Raw genomic sequence first — 21,060 nt, 5'->3', positions numbered from 1 at the left:
CCGAGGAGCACAAGGAGCACCGTGAACCGCCTGTCCGCCGACGCCGTCACCCTCGCCTACGACCAGCGGGTCATCGCCGAGCAGCTGTCGGTGGAGATACCCGACAACTCCTTCACGGTGATCGTCGGCCCCAACGCCTGCGGCAAGTCCACGCTCCTGCGCGCCCTGTCGCGGATGCTCAGGCCGAGCCAGGGCAAGGTGCTGCTCGACGGGCAGGTCATCCAGTCGATGCCGGCGAAGAAGGTCGCCCGCACCCTGGGCCTGCTTCCGCAGTCGTCGATCGCGCCGGACGGGATCACCGTCGCCGACCTCGTCGGCCGCGGCCGCTACCCGCACCAGGGCATCCTGCGCCAGTGGTCCACCGAGGACGAGCGGGTCGTCCAGGAGTCCATGCGGCAGACCGGGGTCGCCGAGCTCGCCGAGCGGTACGTCGACGAGCTGTCCGGCGGTCAGCGGCAGCGGGTCTGGATCGCCATGGCTCTCGCCCAGCAGACCCCGCTGCTGCTCCTCGACGAGCCGACCACCTACCTCGACATCCAGCACCAGATCGACGTGCTCGACCTCTGCGCCGAACTGCACGAGGAGCAGGGCCGCACCCTGGTCGCGGTCCTGCACGACCTCAACCACGCGGCCCGGTACGCCACGCACCTGATCGCGCTCAAGGGCGGGCAGGTCATCGCCGAGGGCGCCCCGAACGACATCGTCACGGCCGAGCTGGTCGAGGAGGTGTTCGGGCTGCGCTGCCAGGTCATCGACGACCCGGAGACGGGGACACCGCTGGTGGTGCCGGCCGCGCGGAAGGCACGCGCGCGCGTGGAGGCCGGCAGCGGCAGGGCGGGCGCTACAGAAGCTTCCTGAGCTGGAACAGGTCCCTCAGGCTCGCCTCCAGCTTCACCCGGCCCGAGCCCCAGGCCTTCGCGAAGTTCAGCTCGCCGTTCACGAGGGCCACCAGGTCGTCGCCGGACATCGTCAGCCGGATCTGCGCCTTCTCCTTCGGAGGGCCCTGCACGGTGTCGTGGACCACGATCCGGCCGCCCGTCATCCGCCCGACGAAGGTGACGTCGAGATCGGTGATGCGGCAGCTCACCGAGCGGTCCATGGACGCCGCCGTGGCGACATCACCCTCGGCGTTGCCCATGTTGTCGGAGAGCTTCTCGAGTGCGGCGCGGCACTCCTCGATCGTGGCCATCGCGATCGACGGTACCCCAACGGTTCGAGGTAGCGTCTGGGCATGAACGACGTGGTTCCAGAGCCTTCACAAGAGGTCCCGGTCGAACCCGACCACGACCCGGCCGCCCCCGCCCCGCTGCACGTGCCCCGGACCCCCACCGGCAACGCCGAGGTGGACGCCGGTCTGGAGCGGCTCGGCGACGCCGACCACCTCGCCACGGACGGCCACATCGAGGTGTACGAGGATGTACACCGGGGGCTGCGCGACGCGCTGACCGCGCTCGACGTGCGCCCGGGACCTCCGGCGCCCTCGCCGTCGTACGACCAGAGGGCGCCCTCACCCTCGTATGGCACTAGGAGCTGAACCGAACGTGGCAGGAGTCGCACGCCGTCGGCTGGACGCGGAACTGGTCCGGCGGAAGCTCGCGCGCTCGCGCGAGCACGCCAGCCAGCTGATCGCGGCGGGGCGGGTCACCGTCGGCAAGACCGTCGCGACCAAGCCCGCCACCCAGGTGGAGACCGCGGCCGCGATCGTGGTGCAGAGCGACGACGGCGATCCCGACTACGTGTCCCGGGGTGGCCACAAGCTCGCCGGGGCCCTCCAGGCGTTCGTGCCGCGGGGGCTGGTCGTCGAGGGGCGGCGGGCGCTGGACGCCGGCGCGTCCACCGGCGGGTTCACCGATGTGCTGCTGCGGGCCGGGGCCGCGCACGTGGTCGCCGTCGACGTCGGGTACGGCCAACTCGCGTGGTCTCTCCAGAGCGATGAACGCGTCACCGTCAAGGACCGTACGAACGTACGCGAGTTGACGCTCGAAGCGATCGATGGGGAACCAGTGGATCTTGTCGTGGGGGATCTTTCCTTCATCCCGCTCGGCCTGGTGCTGCCCGCCCTGGTGCGGTGCGTGAAGCCGGACGCCGATCTGGTGATGATGGTGAAACCGCAGTTCGAGGTGGGGAAGGAACGGCTGGGCAGCGGGGGAGTCGTACGGAGCACGCAGCTGCGGGCGGAGGCCGTGCGCGGAGTGGCCGCGAAGGCGGCGGAACTCGGGCTCGGGGTGAACGGGGTCACGGCCAGTCCGCTGCCCGGGCCCTCGGGCAATGTCGAATACTTTCTGTGGCTGCGTGCCGGGGCGCCCGCCCTGGACCCGGCCGATGTCGACCGTGCAGTTGCGGAGGGGCCGCGTTGAGCCAGAACCGAGCTCGTACTGTTTTCCTGCTCGCCCACACCGGGCGGCCCGCGGCCATCCGCAGTGCCGAGCTCGTGGTGAAAGGGTTGCTGCGCTCCGACATCGGCGTGCGCGTCCTGGAGTACGAGGCGGCCGACCTGCCGCTGCCGCCCGAGGTGGAGCTCGTCAAGGAGGCGACAGCGCAGTGCCTCGAAGGGTGCGAACTGCTCATCGTGCTCGGCGGTGACGGGACGCTGCTGCGCGGCGCCGAGTTCGCCCGGGCGTCCGGGGTGCCGATGCTCGGCGTCAACCTGGGCAGCGTCGGATTCCTCGCCGAGGCCGAGCGGGACGATCTCGACAAGGTCGTCGACCGGGTGGTGAGCAAGGCGTACGAGGTCGAGGAGCGGATGACGGTCGATGTCGTCGTTCACCGGAACGGGGACATCGTCCACACCGACTGGGCGCTCAACGAGGCCGCGGTGCAGAAGGCCGGTGCGGAGAAGCTCCTCGAGGTCGTGCTGGAGATCGACGGACGGCCGGTGACGGGGTTCGGGTGTGACGGGATCGTGCTGTCCACGCCCACCGGGTCCACGGCGTACGCATTCTCTGCGGGTGGGCCTGTGGTGTGGCCCGAGGTGGAGGCGCTGTTGATGGTGCCGATCTCCGCGCATGCGTTGTTCGCGAAGCCGTTGGTTACCTCGCCGAACTCTGTGCTGGCCGTGGAGTTGTTGCCGCACATCCCTCCGGGGGTGTTGTGGTGTGACGGGCGGCGGACCTTTGAGTTGCCGCCGGGGGCGCGGGTTGAGGTGCGGCGGGGGGCTGTGCCGGTGCGGCTGGCTCGGCTGCACCATGCTTCGTTCACGGATCGGCTTGTGGCGAAGTTTGCGTTGCCGGTTTCCGGGTGGCGGGGGGCGCCTCACTAGCCAACCGTGGGGGCTGGTTGCGGAGCGTGGGCGGCTGACGGCCGGTGGGGGCTTGTCGCGCCCGCGCGGCGGAGCCGCACATTGATACAGCCCCGCGCCCCTGCAAACCTCCACTCGCCCGAGTGACAGGGGGCCTCGCATCTCGTTGCCCCGACCTCGTAAGGTCTTCACCGTGCTGGAAGAGATGCGGATACGGTCGCTCGGAGTCATCGATGACGCTGTCGTCGAACTGTCGCCCGGGTTCACCGCTGTCACCGGTGAGACGGGTGCGGGCAAGACCATGGTGGTCACCAGCCTGGGGCTGCTGCTCGGCGGGCGGGCTGACGCGGCGCTCGTGCGGATCGGGGCCGAGAAGGCGGTCGTGGAGGGGCGGATCACCGTGTCTCCGGGCGACTCCGTCGTCGTGCGGGCCGAGGAGGCCGGGGCGGAGCTCGACGACGGGGCGCTGCTGATCAGCCGTACCGTTTCCGCCGAAGGGCGGTCCCGGGCGCATCTGGGCGGTCGGTCGGTGCCCGTGGGGGTGCTGGCCGAGCTCGCCGACGAGCTGGTCGCCGTGCACGGCCAGACCGATCAGCAGGGGCTGCTCAAGCTGAACCGGCAGCGGCAGGCCCTCGACCGGTACGCCGGTGACGCGGTCACGGTGCCGCTGGCCAAGTACACCGAGGCCTACCGGCGGCTGCGGGCCGTCACCGTCGAGCTGGACGAGATCGTCACCCGCGCGCGTGAGCGGGCCCAGGAAGCCGACCTGCTGCGCTTCGGGCTGGACGAGATCGCCGGTGTGGAGCCGCGGGCCGGGGAGGACGTGGAGCTCGCGGAGGAGGCGGAGCGGCTCGGGCACGCCGAGGCCCTGTCGTCCGCCGCCACGGCCGCTCATGCCGCCCTCGCGGGCAATCCCGAGGACCCCGAGGGGATCGACGCGGCGACGCTCGTGGCGGGCGCCCAGCGGGCCCTGGAAGCCGTGCGGTCGCACGACCCGGCCCTCTCCGCGCTCGCCGACCGGCTCGGGGAGATCGGCATCCTGCTGGGCGATGTGGCCGGGGAGCTGGCCGGGTACGCCGACGACCTGGACGCCGACCCGCTGCGGCTGTCGGCCGTCGAGGAGCGGCGGGCCGCGCTCACCGCGCTGACCCGGAAGTACGGCGAGGACGTGGCCGCTGTGATCACGTGGGCCGAGCAGAGCGCCGCACGGCTCACCGAACTGGACGGCGACGACGAGCGGATCGACGAGCTGACCGCCGAGCGGGACGCGCTCAGGGCCGAACTCGGCGGGCTCGCGCAGGCGCTGACGGACGCGCGGACGGAGGCCGCCGAGAGGTTCGCCGCCGCGGTGACGGCAGAGCTGGCCTCGCTGGCGATGCCCCACGCGCGCGTGTCCTTCGCCATCCGGCAGACCGAGGACCCCGAGGGCGTGGAGGTCGACGGACGGCCGGTCGCCTACGGGCCGGCCGGTGTCGACGAGGTCGAGCTGCTGCTCGCCCCGCACCCGGGCGCCCCGCCGCGGCCCATCGCCAAGGGCGCGTCCGGCGGTGAGCTCTCGCGCGTGATGCTGGCCGTCGAGGTCGTGTTCGCGGGGACCGACCCCGTGCCGACCTACCTCTTCGACGAGGTCGACGCCGGTGTCGGCGGCAAGGCGGCGGTCGAGATCGGGCGGCGCCTCGCGCGGCTCGCGAAGACCGCGCAGGTCGTCGTGGTGACCCACCTCCCGCAGGTCGCGGCCTTCGCCGACCGGCAGCTGCTGGTCGAGAAGACCAACGACGGGTCGGTCACCCGCTCCGGTGTGAAGGTGCTGGAGGGCGAGGAGCGGGTGCGGGAGCTGTCCCGGATGCTCGCCGGCCAGGAGGACTCCGAGACGGCCCGGGCACACGCGGAGGAGTTGCTGGCGACGGCTCGCGCGGACGCGTGAGCGGGTGCATCACTCTTGTGAGTGACGCCGACTCGCCGTGCGCACCCGTGCCCCGTCCTCCGCATTCACGGAACACCCGTACGTCCTGGCATCCTTGGCAGAGAACCCATCACGCGTAGGAAGCGCGCGGTACACCCCCCCGCTCGACACTTCTGTACGTTTCCTCGTGACCGCACGACCCGAACCAGGAGCCCCGGCCACGTGATCCCCGTGAGCAGCCACTCACCGCACGGCCAGTCCTCGCTGCGCACCGTGCAGGTGCTGGGCGGCGGCAATGCCGGCAGCAGCGCGCACGTGCGCTCCCTGACCTCGGGGCTCGTCGCGCGGGGCGTGCGGGTCACGGTGTGCGCCCCCGCCGAGGCGGATCGCACCTACGACTTCACCGGGGCCGGTGCCGAACACGTGCACGTCCCGCGCAGCAGTGACCCCACCTCCGTGGCCGTGCTGCGGGCGGCCTGCTCGGACGCAGACCTGGTGCACGCCCACGGGCTGCACGCCTCGTTCCGCGCGGTGCTGGCGCTCAGCGGGCGGCGCACCCCGCTCGTCGTCACCTGGCACGACCGGGCGTACGCGGAAGGCGCCCGGGCCCATTTCGTGCGCCTGCTGGAACGCCGGGTCGTGAAGGCCGCCGCCGTGGTCCTCGGCTCCACCTCGGCGCTCGTGGACCGGGCCCGCAGGACCGGCGCCCGGGACGCCCGGCTCGCCGCCGTGGCCCTGCCCGGGCCGCGCGGGGCCCTCGAGCAGGAGGACCCCGACCGGCTACGGCCCAAGCTCCGGGCCGAACTCGGGGCCACCGGGCGCCCCTTGCTGGTCGCGGTCGGCGCCCTGGAGCGGCACAAGGGCTACGAGACCCTCCTGGACGCCGCCCGCGCGTGGCGACTGCTCGACCCCGTGCCGCTGGTCGTCGTCGCCGGGGAGGGGTCGCTGCGGACGGTCCTCCAGACTCGTATCGAGGACGAGGAGTTGCCCGTTCGGCTCATCGGACGCCGTGACGACTCCGCGGAGTTGCTCGCCGCCGCCGACCTCGCGCTTCTGCCCAGCCGCCTGGAGGCACGCTCCGTCCTCGCCCAGGAGGCCTTCCACGCGCGCGTGCCGCTGGTCGCCACCGCGGTCGGCGGCATCCCCGAACTCGTCGGCGACGCGGCCGAACTCGTCCCGTACGGCGACCCGGAGGCGCTCGCCGGGGCCGTCGTACGGCTGCTCGGCGACCCCGAGCGGCAGGAGTTGCTGCGGGAGCGGGGGACGCGGCAGGCGGCGACCTGGCCCACCGAGGACCAGACCGTCGCGCAAGTGCTCAGCGTCTACGACGAGTTGACGCAGCCCCGGCCCATCTGAGGGCCCAACGGGCGCTACGGCACGTGCCGGCGTGCCCGGAGCGCCAGACTCAACGCCAGGACCGTCTGCGGGTCGTCGAGGTCCGTGCCGAGCAACTCCCCGATGCGGGCGAGACGGTTGTAGAGGGTCTGCCGGTTGAGATGGAGCTCGCGGGCCGTCTCCGCCTTGCGGCCCGCGTGCGCGAGGTAGGTCTGGAGGGTGGGCAGCAGCGGCGGCTTGGAGCGGTCGTCGTGGGCGCGCAGGGGGCCGATGGCCCGGTCCACGAAGGCCGCCAGGTCCGCGTGGTCGCGCAGCCGCCACAGCAGCAGGTCGATGTCGAGGCGGCGGGCGTCGTACCAGGGGCGGTCCGGCAGGCCCTGGGCCGCCGTCGCCGTCTCCGCCGCGTGCCGCAGGCCTGCCGAGGCCGCTGTCCAGCTGCCCGCCGCGGCGACCACCACCACGGGCGGCTGGGCGCCCGGCCGCCGCATCCCGGCCCGCTCAAGGCCCGCCCGCAGCGCCGCCGCGACCTTGTCCGCCACCGCCGGCCGCTCCGGCTCCGAGCGCAGCCCGAGCAGGACCAGGACCCGGCCCTCCACGGGCCGTACGCCGAGCAGGACCGGCACGCCGACCGAGGCCAGCTCCTCGGAGACCGCGCGGGCCAGTGCCGTCCAGCCGCCGCCCGAGGAGCCCAGGTGCATCACCACGGGCAGCAGCGGGCCGCCGCCCGGTCTGAAGCCCAGCACGCGCGCCTGCGCGGGGGCGTCCTCGGTGGTGATCCGGCCCTCCGCGAGATCGGTCAGGAAGTCGCCGCGCCCGCGGGCCGCCAGCTCCTCCTCCTGGCGGGCCTGCATCAGGACGACGGCGAGGATGCCCGCGGCCCGTTCCGCCGCCATCCGGTGCACCGGGCCCATCGGCCCCCGCACGGGCAGCAGCACCAGCCGCGCCCGCACCGAGCCCGTGCCGCGACCGCCCCCGGGCACGTCCACGAGAATCGATCCGGCCGGCGGGGTGTCCTTGTGCTGGCCGCGCAGTCCTTCCCAGACCTGGAGGGGGTCGGCGCCCTCGGGCCCGGCCCCGGCGGCGTACAGGAGCCTGCCGTCGGTCGTCTCCAGGAAGACCGGGTTGCCGCCGAAGTCGGACAGGATGCCGAGGACCTGCGGCACTCCACCGCCGCCCAGCAGGGCCTCCGTGCAGCGCCGGTGCACCTCCTCCGCCCGCTGGAGCAGGGCGTAGTGGCCGTTGACGATCTCGGTGTGGATCTCCTCGGTGACCGTCACGAACGGCACCTCGCGGTGCAGCTGGACGAGCGGCAGGCCGGTCGCGCGGGCCGTGTCGACCAGGGCCGCGGGCAGCCGGGTGAAGCGCGGGCCCAGCTCCACGACCAGGGCCGCGATACCGCGCTCGGCCAGGGTGCGCACGAACGCGCGCTGTTCGGCGGGCCGGGTGCCGAGTCCGTAGCCGGTGGTCAGCAGCAGCTCCCCGCCCTTCAGCAGGGAGGCGATGTTCGGCACCTCGCCCGCGTGCACCCAGCGCACGCTCCGGTGCAGCCGGTCCGCGCCCGCGAGGATCTCCGGGAGCCCGCTGCGCAGCCCGGGCAGCTCCAGCGCGCGCTGCACGGTGATCCCGGCGCCCTGGGTGTCGAATCCGCTGTTCGTAGCGCTGTCCATGAGCCGGACGCTACCCGAGGCATGCGGGCGAGAGGGGCGGGGTAGCGGCCGGGGCATGGACTTCAGCGTGGTGGCCGTGGCACGGGAGGACGACGCTCCGGTCGATGAGCCGATGCGGGTGGCGGTGACCGCCGACCGGCTCGGGTACCGGGAGGTGTGGGCGGGGGAGGGCCCGACGTGGGACTCCTTCGTCCTCGCTGCCGCGATCGGGCGTGCCACCGAGCGGGTCGCCCTGACGGCAGGACCGGTGCCGGTGTCCGTGCGCGACCCGTACACCTCGGCCCGGGGCGCCTCCTCCGTCGCGGCCCTCGTCGGGCGGCCCGTCGGGGTGGCCCTGGGCACCTCCAGCAAGCGGGTGGTGGAGGGCGTGCACGGCCGGCCGAGGACGCGGCCCGCCGCCGTACTGGAGGAGCACGCGGCAGCCGTACGACGGTTCCTGCACGCTTCTCCGGGGGAACCGGTCGTGCCCGGCAGCCCCTTCCGCCGCCGTCTGCCGCCGCCCGGAGGGCCGCTCACAGTGGCCGCGTTCGGGCCCCGCGCGATCGCCACGGCCGCCGCGCACGCCGACCGCATGCTGCTGGACGTGGTCTCGCCGGAGCAGGTGCGGGCGCTGCGGGCGGAACTGGACGCGGCGGCGCGCAAGGCGGGCCGTACGGCGCCCACCCTCGCCGCGTGGCTGCCGGCCGCCGTCGATCCCGGGCCGGAGGCCCTCGCGCAGGTGCTCGGGAGCATCGCCGGGTACCTCACCGTGCCGGGGTACAGCGAGGTGTTCGCCGAGGCCGGGTTCGGAGACGCGGTGGACCTCGCAGCGGGCGGGGCCGACCGCGAGACGCTGGTGCGGGCCCTGCCCGCGGCGGCCGCGGGCGCGGTGGGACTGGTCGGCGACCCGGACGCCGTACGCGCGCGTGTCGAGGCCTACGCCGAGGCCGGTCTTGACGAGATCGCCCTGGTGCCGGCCACGGCGGGGGACCCGGGCGGCGAGCGGACGCTGACCGCCCTCAGGCCGGCCTGATGTTGTGGTTGAAGCGGAACACGTTGTCCGGGTCGTAGCGGCCCTTCACCTCGGCCAGACGGCGGGCGTTCCCGGCGCCCACGCCCGCGGTGACCCGGTCCGCGCCCTCGTCGCCGATGAAGTTGAGGTAGATGTCCCCCGTGCTCCACGGCTGCGCGTCCGCGCGGACGCCGCGGACCCACTGGATGCCCCGCTCGTCGTCCGCGGGGTCCTCCCACATCGCGAACGGGTGCACGGCCCAGGGCGCGTCACGGTAGGGCACCGGGTACTCGTGCGGCCCCTCGGCGATGGCTCCGCCCAGCGGGAAGAGCACGTGGATGGTGCCGGTCGGCACCGGCATGGACTCGGCGCGGGCGCAGAACAGGTCCACGTACGGGTCGGGTATGCCCGTCAGGTACTCCGCCGACCAGTAGTTCCGCATCCCCGGCGGATCGTCGATCATGCACTGCACATCGGCGTACGGCATCGCCCCGACGACCTCCGTCTCGTGCGGGAGCGCCAGCAGCGGCTCGGCCAGCTTCCGCATGTCCTGCTCGGGGCCGGCGTAGGTGAGCAGGACGCCGCACAGGAGGCTGCCGACCAGGTGCGGCGGGACGAACTCCTCGGGCGGGCCCGTGAGATAGATGATGCCGCCGCTCGCCTCGTCGGGCGCGTGGGCCATCAGCTCGCGGTAGGTGCGCACCACCTCGGGGCCGAACTCCGGGAGGTACAGCAGCAGCGCGATGGAGAACTCCGGCAGCGGATGGAGTTTGAGGGTGATCCCGGTCGCGATGCCGAAGTTGCCGCCGCCGCCGTGCAGGGCCCAGAACAGGTCCGGGTGCTCCTCGGCGCTCGCGTGGACGCGCTCGCCGTCCGCGGTGACCAGATCCACCCCGAGCAGGTTGTCGACGGCGAGCCCGCACCAGCGGTCCAGCCAGCCCGAGCCGCCGCCCAGGACGAAGCCGCCGACGCCGGTGGTCGAGGCGCGACCGCCGGTGGTGGCGAGAGCGTGGGGCTCGCAGGCGCGGTCCAGATTGCTCATCGTGGCGCCGCCCGCGACCCGTACCGCCCGGGCGACGGGATCGACGACGACCGCCCGCATGTGACGCAGATCGACGACCAGACCGCCGTCGTTGACCGCCATGCCCGCCACGCTGTGCCCGCCGCCGCGCACCGCGATCGGCAGGTCCAGTTCACGGCCGAAGCGCACGGCCCGTACGACGTCGTCCTCGCTCACGCACTGCGCGATCACCGCCGGCCTGCGGTCGATCATCGCGTTGAACACGGTCCGGGCCTCGTCGTAGCCCGGGTCCGGAGGAGCGAACACGTCGCCGACCAGATCCTCGCGCAGCGCGGCGAGAGCCGCGCCCGCTTTGGAGGGGGATGCCATGGGGCGCCCCCTTTCGTGCAGGGGCTGTTGGCCTCCAGCCTAGGCGGGCTCCGGCCGGCGGTCCTGTTCAGGCGCCGGCCGTCACGGTCTCGTAAGAACTCGCGCGGTCTCGTGGGAACGCGCGGGATCACGTGAGGTTCAGCCGCCGTAGGCGCCCGACGCCGTCAGCCGCAGCGCGGTGTCGATGAGCGGGACGTGGCTGAAGGCCTGGGGGAAGTTGCCGACCTGGCGCTTGAGACGCGGGTCCCACTCCTCGGCGAGCAGCCCGAGGTCGTTGCGCAGGGAGAGCAGCTTCTCGAAGAGCTTCCTCGCCTCGTCCACGCGGCCGATCATCGCGAGGTCGTCCGCCATCCAGAACGAGCAGGCCAGGAAGGCCCCTTCGTCGCCGGGGAGGCCGTCGACGTTCTCGTCGCCGCTGGAGGTCGGGTAGCGCAGGATGAAGCCGTCCGGGGTGGACAGCTCGCGCTGGATCGCCTCGATGGTGCCGATCACGCGCTTGTCGTCGGGCGGCAGGAAGCCCATCTGCGGGATGAGGAGCAGACTCGCGTCCAGCTCCTTCGAGCCGTACGACTGGGTGAAGGTGTTGCGCTCCTTGTCGTAGCCCTTCTCGCAGACGTCCCGGTGGATGTCGTCGCGCAGGTCGCGCCACTTCTCCAGCGGGCCGTCCGCGTCACCGGACTCGATGAGCTTGATGGTGCGGTCCACCGCGACCCAGGCCATCACCTTGGAGTGCACGAAGTGCCGGCGCGGCCCGCGCACCTCCCAGATGCCCTCGTCCGGCTCGTTCCAGTGGTCCTCCAGGTAGCGGATCAGCTTGAGCTGGAGGATGGAGGCGTAGTCGTTGCGGGCCAGACCGGTCATGTGGCCCAGGTGCAGGGCCTCGGTGACCTCGCCGTAGACGTCCAGCTGGAGCTGGTGCGCGGCGCCGTTGCCGACCCGGACCGGGGCGGAGTTCTCGTAGCCGGGCAGCCAGTCCAGCTCGGCCTCGCCCAGCTCGCGCTCGCCCGCGATGCCGTACATGATCTGGAGGTTCTCCGGGTCGCCGGCGACGGCCCGCAGCAGCCACTCGCGCCAGGCGCGGGCCTCCTCGCGGTAGCCGGTCCGCAGCAGCGAGGAGAGCGTGATGGCCGCGTCCCGCAGCCAGGTGTAGCGGTAGTCCCAGTTGCGGACGCCGCCGATGTCCTCCGGCAGGGAGGTCGTGGGGGCCGCCACGATGCCGCCCGTGGGGGCGTACGTCAGCGCCTTGAGGGTGATCAGCGAGCGGATGACGGCCTCGCGGTACGGGCCGTGGTACGTGCAGTGCTCGACCCACTCGCGCCAGAAGTCCTCGGTCGCCTCCAGGGACTGCTCCGGCTCCGGCAGCGGCGGCGGCTGCTTGTGCGAGGGCTCCCAGGAGATGGTGAACGCGATCCGGTCACCCGGGGCGACCGTGAAGTCCGAGTACGTCGTCAGGGCCTTGCCGTACGTCTCGCAGTCGGTGTCGAACCACACCGAGTCGGGGCCCGCCACGGCGACCGTGCGCCCCTCGTGCTTGTGGACCCAGGGCACGACCCGGCCGTAGGAGAAACGCATCCGGAGGGCCGAGCGCATCGGCACCCGGCCCGAGACGCCCTCCACGATCCGGATGAGCTGGGGGGCGCCGTCACGCGGCGGCATGAAGTCGGTCACCCTGACCGTGCCACGTGAGGTGTCCCACTCCGATTCGAGGATCAGGGAGTCGCCGCGGTAGGTGCGCCGGGCGGCGGTGGGGGGCTCGGCGTCCGCCGCGTGCGCGGGCCCGAGCCGCCAGAAGCCGTGTTCCTCGGTGCCCAGCAGGCCGGCGAAGATGGCATGCGAGTCGAAGCGGGGCAGGCACAGCCAGTCCACTGTGCCGTCCCGGCAGACCAGGGCAGCGGTCTGCATGTCTCCGATGAGTGCGTAGTCTTCGATGCGCCCGGCCACGTGCAACTCCAGTCGAACGGCCACGTCACCCCCTGAAGGAAAGGGGGCTGTCGCTTGGTGCGGTCAAGGGGGTCGTTGTAATGCGTCGTTGAGCGGTGAAGCAAAACAGTCATGCCGCTGTGAGGCAAAACGACAACTGTCGCTCAACGAACTGACGAGCTCTCGTTGTTCCGGCTCTTACGGGTGGGGGTGGTCCCGTGTTTCCGGCCGGGCTCGGCAGCGAGTGTCCGAGCAGGATACGACGCACGTAGATGATCTGTGTGCCGCTCGGGACAACGCGCCTGGGCCGAACGGGTGAGCAGCAGGTGAGAAACAGGTGCTCGCGTGCGGTTCCGTGTCGGCTCGTGCGCGGAGCGTGGCCGGAGGCCATCTCCTCACGGCGCTGATACCCTGGTAGCCCGTGGACCGGTGGGCGCCTGACCCCCGAACCGCACCTCCAGATCGCGACCACGGGAGCCCCCTCTTGGCCATGCCCCCTGTTTTTCGAAACAGCACCACGACGACCAAGCACATCTTCGTCACCGGGGGTGTCGCCTCCTCGCTCGGCAAGGGCCTGACGGCTTCCAGCCTCGGCATGCTGCTCAAGGCGCGGGGCCTGCGCGTCGTGATGCAGAAGCTCGACCCGTACCTCAACGTCGACCCGGGCACGATGAACCCCTTCCAGCACGGCGAGGTGTTCGTCACCAACGACGGCGCCGAGACCGACCTGGACATCGGCCACTACGAGCGCTTCCTCGACCGCGACCTGGACGGCTCCGCCAACGTCACCACCGGCCAGGTGTACAACACGGTGATCGCCAAGGAGCGCCGCGGCGAGTACCTGGGCGACACCGTGCAGGTCATCCCGCACATCACCAACGAGATCAAGCACCGCATCCGGCGCATGGCGACCGACGAGGTCGACGTCGTCATCACCGAGGTCGGCGGCACGGTCGGCGACATCGAGTCGCTTCCCTTCCTGGAGACGGTCCGCCAGGTCCGTCACGAGGTCGGTCGTGACAACGTCTTCGTCGTCCACATCTCGCTCCTGCCGTACATCGGCCCCTCGGGTGAGCTGAAGACGAAGCCGACCCAGCACTCGGTTGCGGCCCTGCGGAACATCGGTATCCAGCCGGACGCGATCGTGCTCCGCTGCGACCGAGAGGTCCCGACCGCGATCAAGCGCAAGATCTCGCTGATGTGCGACGTCGACGAGGCCGCCGTGGTCGCCTGCCCCGACGCCCGCTCCATCTACGACATCCCCAAGACCGTGCACGGCGAGGGCCTGGACGCCTACGTCGTCCGCAAGCTGGACCTGCCCTTCCGGGACGTGGACTGGACGACCTGGGACGACCTGCTCGACCGCGTCCACAATCCCGACCACGAGATCACCCTCGCCCTGGTCGGCAAGTACATCGACCTGCCCGACGCCTACCTCTCGGTCACCGAGGCGCTGCGCGCGGGAGGCTTCGCCAACAAGGCCCGCGTGAAGATCAAGTGGGTCACCTCCGACGACTGCAAGACCCCGGCCGGCGCCGCCGCTCAGCTCGGTGACGTCGACGGCATCTGCATCCCGGGCGGCTTCGGCGACCGCGGTGTGCTCGGCAAGGTCGGCGCGATCAAGTACGCCCGCGAGAACCGCATCCCGCTGCTCGGCCTGTGCCTCGGCCTCCAGTGCATCGTGATCGAGGCCGCGCGGAACCTGGCCGACATCCCGGACGCCAACTCCACCGAGTTCGACTCCGCGACCGCCCACCCGGTCATCTCCACCATGGCCGAGCAGCTCGACATCGTCGCCGGCGAGGGCGACATGGGCGGCACCATGCGGCTCGGCATGTACCCCGCCAAGCTCGCCGAGGGCTCCATCGTCCGTGAGGTGTACGACGGCAAGGAGTACGTCGAGGAGCGGCACCGTCACCGGTACGAGGTGAACAACGCCTACCGCGCCGAGCTCGAAAAGAAGGCGGGCATCCTGTTTTCCGGCACCTCGCCGGACGGAAAGCTCGTCGAGTACGTCGAATACCCGCGCGATGTCCACCCCTATCTGGTCGCCACGCAGGCCCACCCGGAGCTGCGCTCGCGCCCGACCCGTCCGCATCCGCTCTTCGCGGGCCTCGTGAAGGCCTCGGTCGAGCGGAAGACTTCGAAGTAACACGACAGTTGTACGGTGGCCGGGGCGCGCGCATTCAAATGGCGGGCGTCCCGGCTTTTTTGCTCACGTGGGGAAGGACAGGGCATGACGATCAAGGACACCCCGGAAGAGTGGGAGATCCGGGGGACCGAGACCCCGTTCGTGGGCAACAAGACCTCCGTCCGCACGGACGAGGTGGTCATGCCCGACGGGTCGGTGGCCCGCCGTGACTACCAGGTCCACCCCGGCTCCGTGGCCGTCCTCGCCCTCGACGACGAGGACCGGGTCCTGCTCATCCGCCAGTACCGGCACCCCGTACGGCAGAAGCTGTGGGAGATCCCGGCGGGGCTGCTGGACGTGCCGGGCGAGAACCCGCTGCACGCGGCCCAGCGGGAGCTGTACGAGGAGGCACACGTCAAGGCGGAGGACTGGCGGGTGCTCACGGACGTCTACACGACTCCGGGCGGGTGCGACGAGGCGATCCGCATCTTCCTCGCCCGGGGGCTGTCCGAGGCCGAGGAGGAGCGGTTCGAGGTCGAGGACGAGGAGGCGGACATGGAGCACGCGCGCGTGCCGGTCGCTTCGCTGGTTCAGGGGGTGCTGGCGGGGGAGTTGCACAACAACTGCCTTGTGGTGGGGGTGTTGTCGCTGGTCGCGGCGAGGGCCTCCGGCGGGGTGGACGGGTTGCGTGCGGCTGAGGCGGAGTGGCCTGCGCGGCCGTTCGAGGCGTGACGGTTCTTTCGGGTCGCGCCGTTGTCGTAGCTGATCGTTGCGGGGTACCGGTGCGTCGTGGCTTGTCGCTCAGTTCCCCGCGCCCCTAGGTGTGCCAGAGAACCGTAGTTCCTATGATCCGTTGATCCGATCAGGGGACTCTGTGTCCGTTGCCGTCGCGGTCCGCCAGGAACGTTGCACAGCGTGAACTAGGCTTTTGGTGCCCGATCCGGGGTCACCGGCGGGCTTTGCGCGTGCGGTGGGACGGGAGTGTGGCCCGTGACGGACCAGGCGGTGGACGCAGAGGGCGTACGGCTGTCCTGTGAGGATCATTTCCTGGGGCGGACACGGGAGTTGAAGGAACTGCGCGCCGACATCGAGCGCGCCGGACTGGACACCCTCGCGGGCCGGAAGGCCCCCCGCGCACGCGTCCTGCTCATCGCCGGGCGACCCGGTTCGGGGCGTACCGCGCTCGCCGAGGAACTCGTCCGGACGGTTGCTGAGAGTTACGGCGACGGGGTGCTGCGAGCCCGGCTGAGCGAGCCCGACGGCACCCCCGTCCCGGTCGCGAGCGTGGCCCGGGAGCTGCTCGCCGCGCTGGAGGTGCAGGCGCCGGCGGGAGCCGCCGAGGACGAGTTGTCCGAGGCTCTGCGCAAGGCCCTCGCCGACCGGCGCGCGCTGCTTCTGCTGGACGACGCGGTGGCCGCGGAACAGGTGGACGCCTTGCTTCCGGATACTCCGGAGTGCCTGGTCGTGGCCGTTTCCGGAGGACCGCTGACCGGGATCGCGGACGTCCGGCCGTGCACCCTCGGCGGCCTGGACACCAAGTCCGCGCTGGAGCTGCTGAGTCGGCACACCGGGTCGGTGCGCATCACGGTCGACCCCCGCGCCGCCGAGCAGCTCGTCGAGATCTGCCAGGCGCATCCGGCCGCGCTGATGCTGGCGGGGGGCTGGCTCGCCGCCCGGCCCAAGGCCGCCGTGGCCGATCTGGCCAAGCAGCTGCATGCGGAGAGTGACGAGACGACCCCGCTCAGCCGGGTCTTCAAGCTGGTCTACACCTCGCTCCCCGCTCCGGCCGCCCGGGTACTGCGACTGCTCTCCCTCGCCCCCGCCGGCCTCGTCGACCCGCACACCGCCTCCGCGCTGGCCGGCTGCTCGGTGGACGGCGCCCGCTCCACGCTGGACGACTTCGTCGCGCTCGGTCTGCTGCACGCCGTGCCCTCCCCGCTGCCGCAGTACGAGGTCCCCGGCTGTCTGTACCCGCTGCTCAAGGCCCTCGCGGACAGCCAGGACCGGCCCGCCGAACTCCAGCTGGCCCGCGCCCGGATGCTGGAGCGGACGGTACGGCTGCTCCAGTCCTCCCGGGCGATCACCGAGACCGACAGCCCCGACGCCCGCGAGAAGCTCCAGGGCATGCCGCCCTCCGTGCGCTTCCCGAGCCCCCGGGCCGCCGAGGACTGGCTGCGCATCCGCAGGCCCGCCCTGCTCGCCGCCGCCCGGCTCGCGGTCGCCGACGGGGAGCTGGACACCCTGGCCCGGCGTCTGATGTCCCAGCTCGTGCGCACGATGGTGGCCCACTTCGGCACCAAGGCCGCCGCCGCCGACCTCTACGGCCTCCACGGCCTCGTTCTCGACGTGGCCGAGCGGCGCGCGCTGCCCCGGGAGAAGGCCGCCGCGCTGCTGAACCTCGCCGACCTGGACGCCCAGACCGGCCGGACCCGGGAGGCGCTGGCCCGCTACCGGGCCGCCCTGGACGCCGGACGGGAGGCGAACGACCCGTACGCGACCGGCCGCGCGATGGAATCCGTAGGAGGCGCGCATCTGGAGCTCGGGGACTACGACCGGGCCGCCGACTGGTACGGCCGGGCCCTCGCCCAGCGCCTGGCCCGCGACGAGCGCGCGGAGGCCGCCCGGCTGTACGGCCGTATCGCCGCCGCGCACACCTACGCGGGCCGGTACGGCGAGGCCGTCAGGAACTGGCGGGCCGCCCTCGCCGGACACCGCAGGAACGGCGATCTCGCGGCCCAGGCACGGGCGTTGAGCGAACTCGCCCGGGTCCAGGAGTACGCCGGCCACCCCGAGGAGTCGCTGCGCACCTGCCAGGACGCCGTGGAATGGGCCCGGCGTGCCGAGGACCTCCGGCTCCAGGCGGCGCTCCAGCTGCGGATCGCCGACACCCTGGAGCATCTCGGCGATCCGGCGGCCGCACAGCTGCACCGCGGCACGGCCGAGCGGCTGCTGGGTGAGGACCTTTCCCAGGGGGAACCCGGGACCTCACAGACCGAGGAACGGACCGGCGAACAGGCGGACGAACAGGACGAGGAACAGGCCGAGGAGTCGAAACAAGACGCTGACGCCTACGAAATCCGTAGTACATCCGCAGAAGATTGATGCAATGAAAGGCTAGACACGGGGAAAGCCTTCATTAGACTGGCTCTGCCGCACCTTCTCCTGCGGTGTCTCCTGGTGTGCTCATGCATGCCCGGGTATGTGTTGTATTGCCCCACACACTCTGAGCCAAGGACCGTGATCCACGTGAAGGTCGGCATCCCCCGCGAGGTCAAGAACAACGAGTTCCGGGTGGCCATCACCCCCGCCGGTGTGCACGAGCTGGTGCGCCACGGCCACCAGGTGGTCATCGAGCGCGGCGCCGGCATCGGCTCCTCGATCCCGGACGAGGAGTACGTCGCCGAGGGCGCGCAGATCCTCGACACCGCCGACGAGGTGTGGGCCTCCGCCGACCTGCTGCTGAAGGTCAAGGAGCCCGTGGCCGAGGAGTACCACCGGCTGCGCAAGGACCAGACGCTCTTCACCTACCTGCACCTGGCCGCCTCCAAGGAGTGCACCGACGCGCTCATCGAGTCCGGCACCACCGCGATCGCCTACGAGACGGTCGAGCTGCCCTCCCGCGCGCTCCCGCTGCTCGCCCCCATGTCCGAGGTGGCGGGCCGGCTGGCTCCGCAGGTCGGCGCCTACCACCTGATGCGCTCGGTCGGCGGCCGCGGTGTCCTGCCCGGCGGTGTCCCCGGCACCCAGCCCGCGCGGGCCGTCGTCATCGGCGGCGGTGTCTCCGGCTGGAACGCCACGCAGATCGCCGTCGGCATGGGCTTCCACGTCACGCTGCTCGACCGGGACATCAACAAGCTGCGCGAGGCCGACAAGGTCTTCGGCACCAAGGTCCGGGCGATCATGTCCAACGCCTTCGAGCTGGAGAAGGCCGTCCTGGACGCCGACCTCGTCATCGGTGCGGTGCTCATCCCGGGCGCCAAGGCCCCGAAGCTGGTCACCAACGAGCTGGTGTCCCGGATGAAGCCCGGAAGTGTCCTTGTCGACATCGCGATCGACCAGGGCGGCTGCTTCGAGGACTCGCGCCCGACCACCCACGCCGAACCGACCTTCCAGGTCCACGACTCGGTCTTCTACTGCGTCGCCAACATGCCCGGCGCGGTGCCCAACACCTCGACCTACGCGCTCACCAACGCCACGCTGCCCTACATCGTCGAACTGGCGAACCGCGGCTGGGTGGAGGCGCTGCGCCGCGACCCCGCGCTCGCCAAGGGCCTCAACACCCATGACGGCAAGGTCGTTTACCGCGAGGTCGCGGAGGCGCACGGGCTGGAGCACGTGGAGCTCGACACCCTGCTCGGCTGACCCCGCGGTCGTCACGCAGTCGGCGGAGAGCTAAGTCACCTTTTCGTAAAGGCGATACGTCAACAAGGCGCGTCAACGAGGCACATGCGGCCGGACCTTGCCCACAAGGTCCGGCCAGATGTGTGTATGGTCACTTTGCGACTCTCGGTCAACTCGCGTCGAACGTAACCGTTGAACCGATTCGTACACCGGCGAAACCTGCCGTGCGACTGCCGTACGCCCTTGACAGCGGGATGTTTCATTGCCGACACATCCTGCCGGGTCCGGCGGATTGTGTTGCTGTGAACACCCGACACGCCATAGAGTCGCCAACCGTCGGCATGGTGCCACGCTGACCTTGTCTAGAAGTTTCCTGGTCACCAAGGAGGTAAGACGACTTGTGAATGAGTCGACATTTTCTCCCGGGGGTGGTCAACCAGGAATGCCTGCCGGGGCCCAGAGCCCGGCAGGGTTCGAGGCTGTCGGCTCCGTCGCGGTGCGCACCTTCGCAGCCCACCAGAGTCGTCCGCAGACCGTGCGGACAGCACACCAGAGCATGGATGGCCATCACGTGAACGCCATGGCCGGCGACGGAAGTGGCGCGCCCCACAACCACTTCGCCGACTACGACGAACTGCCCGAGGGGCACTTCTACGACCCCGACGCCGAGTACGAGCCGGATCCCGAGTACGCGGCCACGCTCGCGCCCGACGCGGCCCGCCAGCGCCGTGAGCGCGTGGGCCCGACCGGACGCCCGCTGCCGTACTTCCCGATCCCGGGCCCGCTGACCGACCACGGCCCCGCGAAGATCATCGCGATGTGCAACCAGAAGGGCGGCGTCGGCAAGACCACGTCGACCATCAACCTGGGTGCCGCGCTCGCGGAGTACGGCCGGCGCGTGCTGCTCGTGGACTTCGACCCGCAGGGCGCGCTGTCGGTGGGTCTCGGTGTCAACCCGATGGAGCTCGACCTCACCGTCTACAACCTGCTCATGGAGCGGGGCATGGCGGCCGACGAGGTCCTGCTCAAGACCGCGGTCCCCAACATGGACCTGCTGCCGAGCAATATCGACTTGTCGGCGGCGGAGGTCCAGCTGGTCTCCGAGGTGGCCCGCGAGTCGACATTGCAGCGTGCCCTCAAGCCGCTCATGGCCGACTACGACTACATCGTGATCGACTGTCAGCCCTCGCTCGGCCTGCTCACGGTCAACGCCCTGACGGCCGCGCACAAGGTGATAGTGCCTCTGGAGTGCGAGTTCTTCGCGCTGCGTGGTGTCGCCCTGCTGACGGAGACCATCGAGAAGGTCCAGGAGCGGCTCAACCCGGAGCTGGAGCTCGACGGGATCCTCGCGACCATGTACGACTCGCGCACGGTCCACAGCCGTGAGGTCCTGGCCCGTGTGGTCGAGGCCTTCGACGACCACGTCTACCACACGGTCATCGGGCGCACGGTCCGCTTCCCGGAGACCACGGTCGCCGGTGAGCCGATCACCACGTACGCCTCCAACTCCGTCGGCGCCGCCGCCTACCGTCAGCTCGCCAGGGAGGTGCTCGCCCGGTGTCACGCCGAGTGAGTCTGCCGGGGGCCGACGAACTGTTCCGTACGACAGGGGGAATGGCGCTCCAGGCGTCCACTCCCCGGCGGGGGGCCAACGGCGAGGCCCGGGTACCGGCTCCCGCGGGGGAGTCCGACGGGGTCGCCGCGTCCGAGGACGCGCCGCACTCCGTGCCCGCGCAGGGCGGTGACGGCGACGGGGCCGAGCATGTGGCGGCCGACGCCGACGGCTCCGAGGAGGGCGAGTCCCGCAGCCGGGCCGCGGAGCGCTCCGCGCGCGGTCGAGGGGCGCAGGAAGGTTCTGCCTCCGACGCCGGGCAGCCCCGGGGCAAGCGGGGCCGGTCGCCCTCGCGGCGGCCCAGTGGGCGGGAGCGGCACGACGAGAAGATCACCGTGTACGTCTCGGCCGAGGAGCTGATGGATCTGGAGCACGCGCGCCTCGTGCTCCGCGGTGAGCACGGACTGGCGGTGGACCGGGGGCGTATCGTCCGCGAGGCGGTCGCCGTGGTGCTGGCCGATCTGGAGTCCCGCGGGGACGCGAGCATCCTCGTACGCAGGTTGCGTGGGCGGTAGCGGTAGCCTGCGGGGGC

Annotated in this window: 17 protein-coding genes; 13 read left to right on the top strand and 4 right to left on the bottom strand. The window is 71.6% G+C overall.

What is annotated here, in order from left to right:
* The first annotated feature begins 21 nt into the window (after positions 1–21).
* The gene (locus tag IF54_RS0125325; RefSeq protein WP_030322531.1) at positions 22–858 is read left to right on the top strand and encodes an ABC transporter ATP-binding protein; all 837 of its coding nucleotides are present in this window, start codon (positions 22–24) and stop codon (positions 856–858) included.
* On the opposite strand, the gene IF54_RS0125320 is transcribed toward IF54_RS0125325, so the two are convergent.
* Positions 842–1,189, bottom strand: a complete 348-nt coding sequence (locus IF54_RS0125320; RefSeq protein WP_030322529.1) for an SCP2 sterol-binding domain-containing protein — start codon at positions 1,187–1,189, stop codon at positions 842–844. The genes IF54_RS0125325 and IF54_RS0125320 overlap by 17 nt on opposite strands.
* Before the next feature lie 42 nt (positions 1,190–1,231).
* Here IF54_RS0125320 and IF54_RS0125315 point away from each other — a divergent pair, with 42 nt between their 5' ends.
* The 5 genes from IF54_RS0125315 to IF54_RS0125295 all read left to right on the top strand — a co-directional run bounded on the left by IF54_RS0125315 (position 1,232) and on the right by IF54_RS0125295 (position 6,497).
* Positions 1,232–1,534: a hypothetical protein gene (locus tag IF54_RS0125315; RefSeq protein WP_030322527.1), complete on the top strand. Its 303-nt coding sequence runs from the start codon at positions 1,232–1,234 to the stop codon at positions 1,532–1,534.
* Positions 1,535–1,541: 7 nt separating this feature from the next.
* A complete protein-coding gene (locus IF54_RS0125310) occupies positions 1,542–2,357 on the top strand; it encodes a TlyA family RNA methyltransferase (protein ID WP_030322525.1) in 816 nt (271 codons plus the stop codon).
* Positions 2,354–3,259: an NAD kinase gene (locus tag IF54_RS0125305; protein WP_030322523.1), complete on the top strand. Its 906-nt coding sequence runs from the start codon at positions 2,354–2,356 to the stop codon at positions 3,257–3,259. Before IF54_RS0125310 ends, IF54_RS0125305 begins: the two co-directional genes overlap by 4 nt.
* A 184-nt stretch (positions 3,260–3,443) precedes the next feature.
* Positions 3,444–5,162: a DNA repair protein RecN gene (gene recN / locus IF54_RS0125300; RefSeq protein ID WP_030322520.1), complete on the top strand. Its 1,719-nt coding sequence runs from the start codon at positions 3,444–3,446 to the stop codon at positions 5,160–5,162.
* A gap of 201 nt (positions 5,163–5,363) precedes the next feature.
* Positions 5,364–6,497: a glycosyltransferase family 4 protein gene (locus IF54_RS0125295; RefSeq protein WP_030322518.1), complete on the top strand. Its 1,134-nt coding sequence runs from the start codon at positions 5,364–5,366 to the stop codon at positions 6,495–6,497.
* A 14-nt stretch (positions 6,498–6,511) separates the two neighbouring features.
* On the opposite strand, the gene IF54_RS0125290 is transcribed toward IF54_RS0125295, so the two are convergent.
* On the bottom strand, positions 6,512–8,143 hold the full coding sequence (locus tag IF54_RS0125290; RefSeq protein WP_030322516.1) for a PucR family transcriptional regulator: 1,632 nt from the start codon (positions 8,141–8,143) through the stop codon (positions 6,512–6,514).
* Positions 8,144–8,198: 55 nt separating this feature from the next.
* On the opposite strand from IF54_RS0125290, the gene IF54_RS0125285 reads away from it, so the two are divergent.
* Positions 8,199–9,155: an LLM class F420-dependent oxidoreductase gene (locus IF54_RS0125285; RefSeq protein ID WP_030322514.1), complete on the top strand. Its 957-nt coding sequence runs from the start codon at positions 8,199–8,201 to the stop codon at positions 9,153–9,155.
* Here IF54_RS0125285 and IF54_RS0125280 read toward each other — a convergent pair.
* Both IF54_RS0125280 and IF54_RS0125275 read right to left on the bottom strand, forming a co-directional pair.
* On the bottom strand, positions 9,142–10,524 hold the full coding sequence (locus tag IF54_RS0125280; protein ID WP_030322511.1) for an FAD-binding oxidoreductase: 1,383 nt from the start codon (positions 10,522–10,524) through the stop codon (positions 9,142–9,144). The genes IF54_RS0125285 and IF54_RS0125280 overlap by 14 nt on opposite strands.
* A 138-nt stretch (positions 10,525–10,662) precedes the next feature.
* On the bottom strand, positions 10,663–12,465 hold the full coding sequence (locus IF54_RS0125275) for a glycoside hydrolase family 15 protein (RefSeq protein ID WP_030322509.1): 1,803 nt from the start codon (positions 12,463–12,465) through the stop codon (positions 10,663–10,665).
* A gap of 469 nt (positions 12,466–12,934) precedes the next feature.
* Here IF54_RS0125275 and IF54_RS0125270 point away from each other — a divergent pair, with 469 nt between their 5' ends.
* The 6 genes from IF54_RS0125270 to IF54_RS0125245 all read left to right on the top strand — a co-directional run bounded on the left by IF54_RS0125270 (position 12,935) and on the right by IF54_RS0125245 (position 21,043).
* Positions 12,935–14,596: a CTP synthase gene (locus IF54_RS0125270; RefSeq protein WP_020139435.1), complete on the top strand. Its 1,662-nt coding sequence runs from the start codon at positions 12,935–12,937 to the stop codon at positions 14,594–14,596.
* A gap of 84 nt (positions 14,597–14,680) precedes the next feature.
* Positions 14,681–15,307 carry an NUDIX domain-containing protein gene (locus tag IF54_RS0125265; protein WP_030322508.1) on the top strand — a complete coding sequence of 209 codons (627 nt, stop codon included), beginning with the start codon at positions 14,681–14,683 and terminating at the stop codon, positions 15,305–15,307.
* Positions 15,308–15,565: 258 nt separating this feature from the next.
* Complete coding sequence (locus tag IF54_RS0125260) at positions 15,566–17,677, top strand: tetratricopeptide repeat protein (RefSeq protein ID WP_030322506.1); 2,112 nt, start codon at positions 15,566–15,568, stop codon at positions 17,675–17,677.
* A gap of 144 nt (positions 17,678–17,821) precedes the next feature.
* Positions 17,822–18,937, top strand: coding sequence for an alanine dehydrogenase (ald, locus tag IF54_RS0125255; RefSeq protein WP_159002182.1), 1,116 nt, complete (start codon positions 17,822–17,824; stop codon positions 18,935–18,937).
* A 421-nt stretch (positions 18,938–19,358) separates the two neighbouring features.
* A complete protein-coding gene (locus IF54_RS0125250; protein WP_020117888.1) occupies positions 19,359–20,489 on the top strand; it encodes a ParA family protein in 1,131 nt (376 codons plus the stop codon).
* Positions 20,474–21,043, top strand: coding sequence for a hypothetical protein (locus IF54_RS0125245; protein WP_078852097.1), 570 nt, complete (start codon positions 20,474–20,476; stop codon positions 21,041–21,043). Before IF54_RS0125250 ends, IF54_RS0125245 begins: the two co-directional genes overlap by 16 nt.
* The last annotated feature ends 17 nt before the right edge of the window (positions 21,044–21,060 follow it).

It is taken from the genome of Streptomyces sp. NRRL B-3229 (assembly GCF_000719505.1).
Lineage (GTDB): Bacteria > Actinomycetota > Actinomycetes > Streptomycetales > Streptomycetaceae > Streptomyces > Streptomyces griseorubiginosus.
This window is presented reverse-complemented; position numbering and strand designations above follow the sequence as displayed.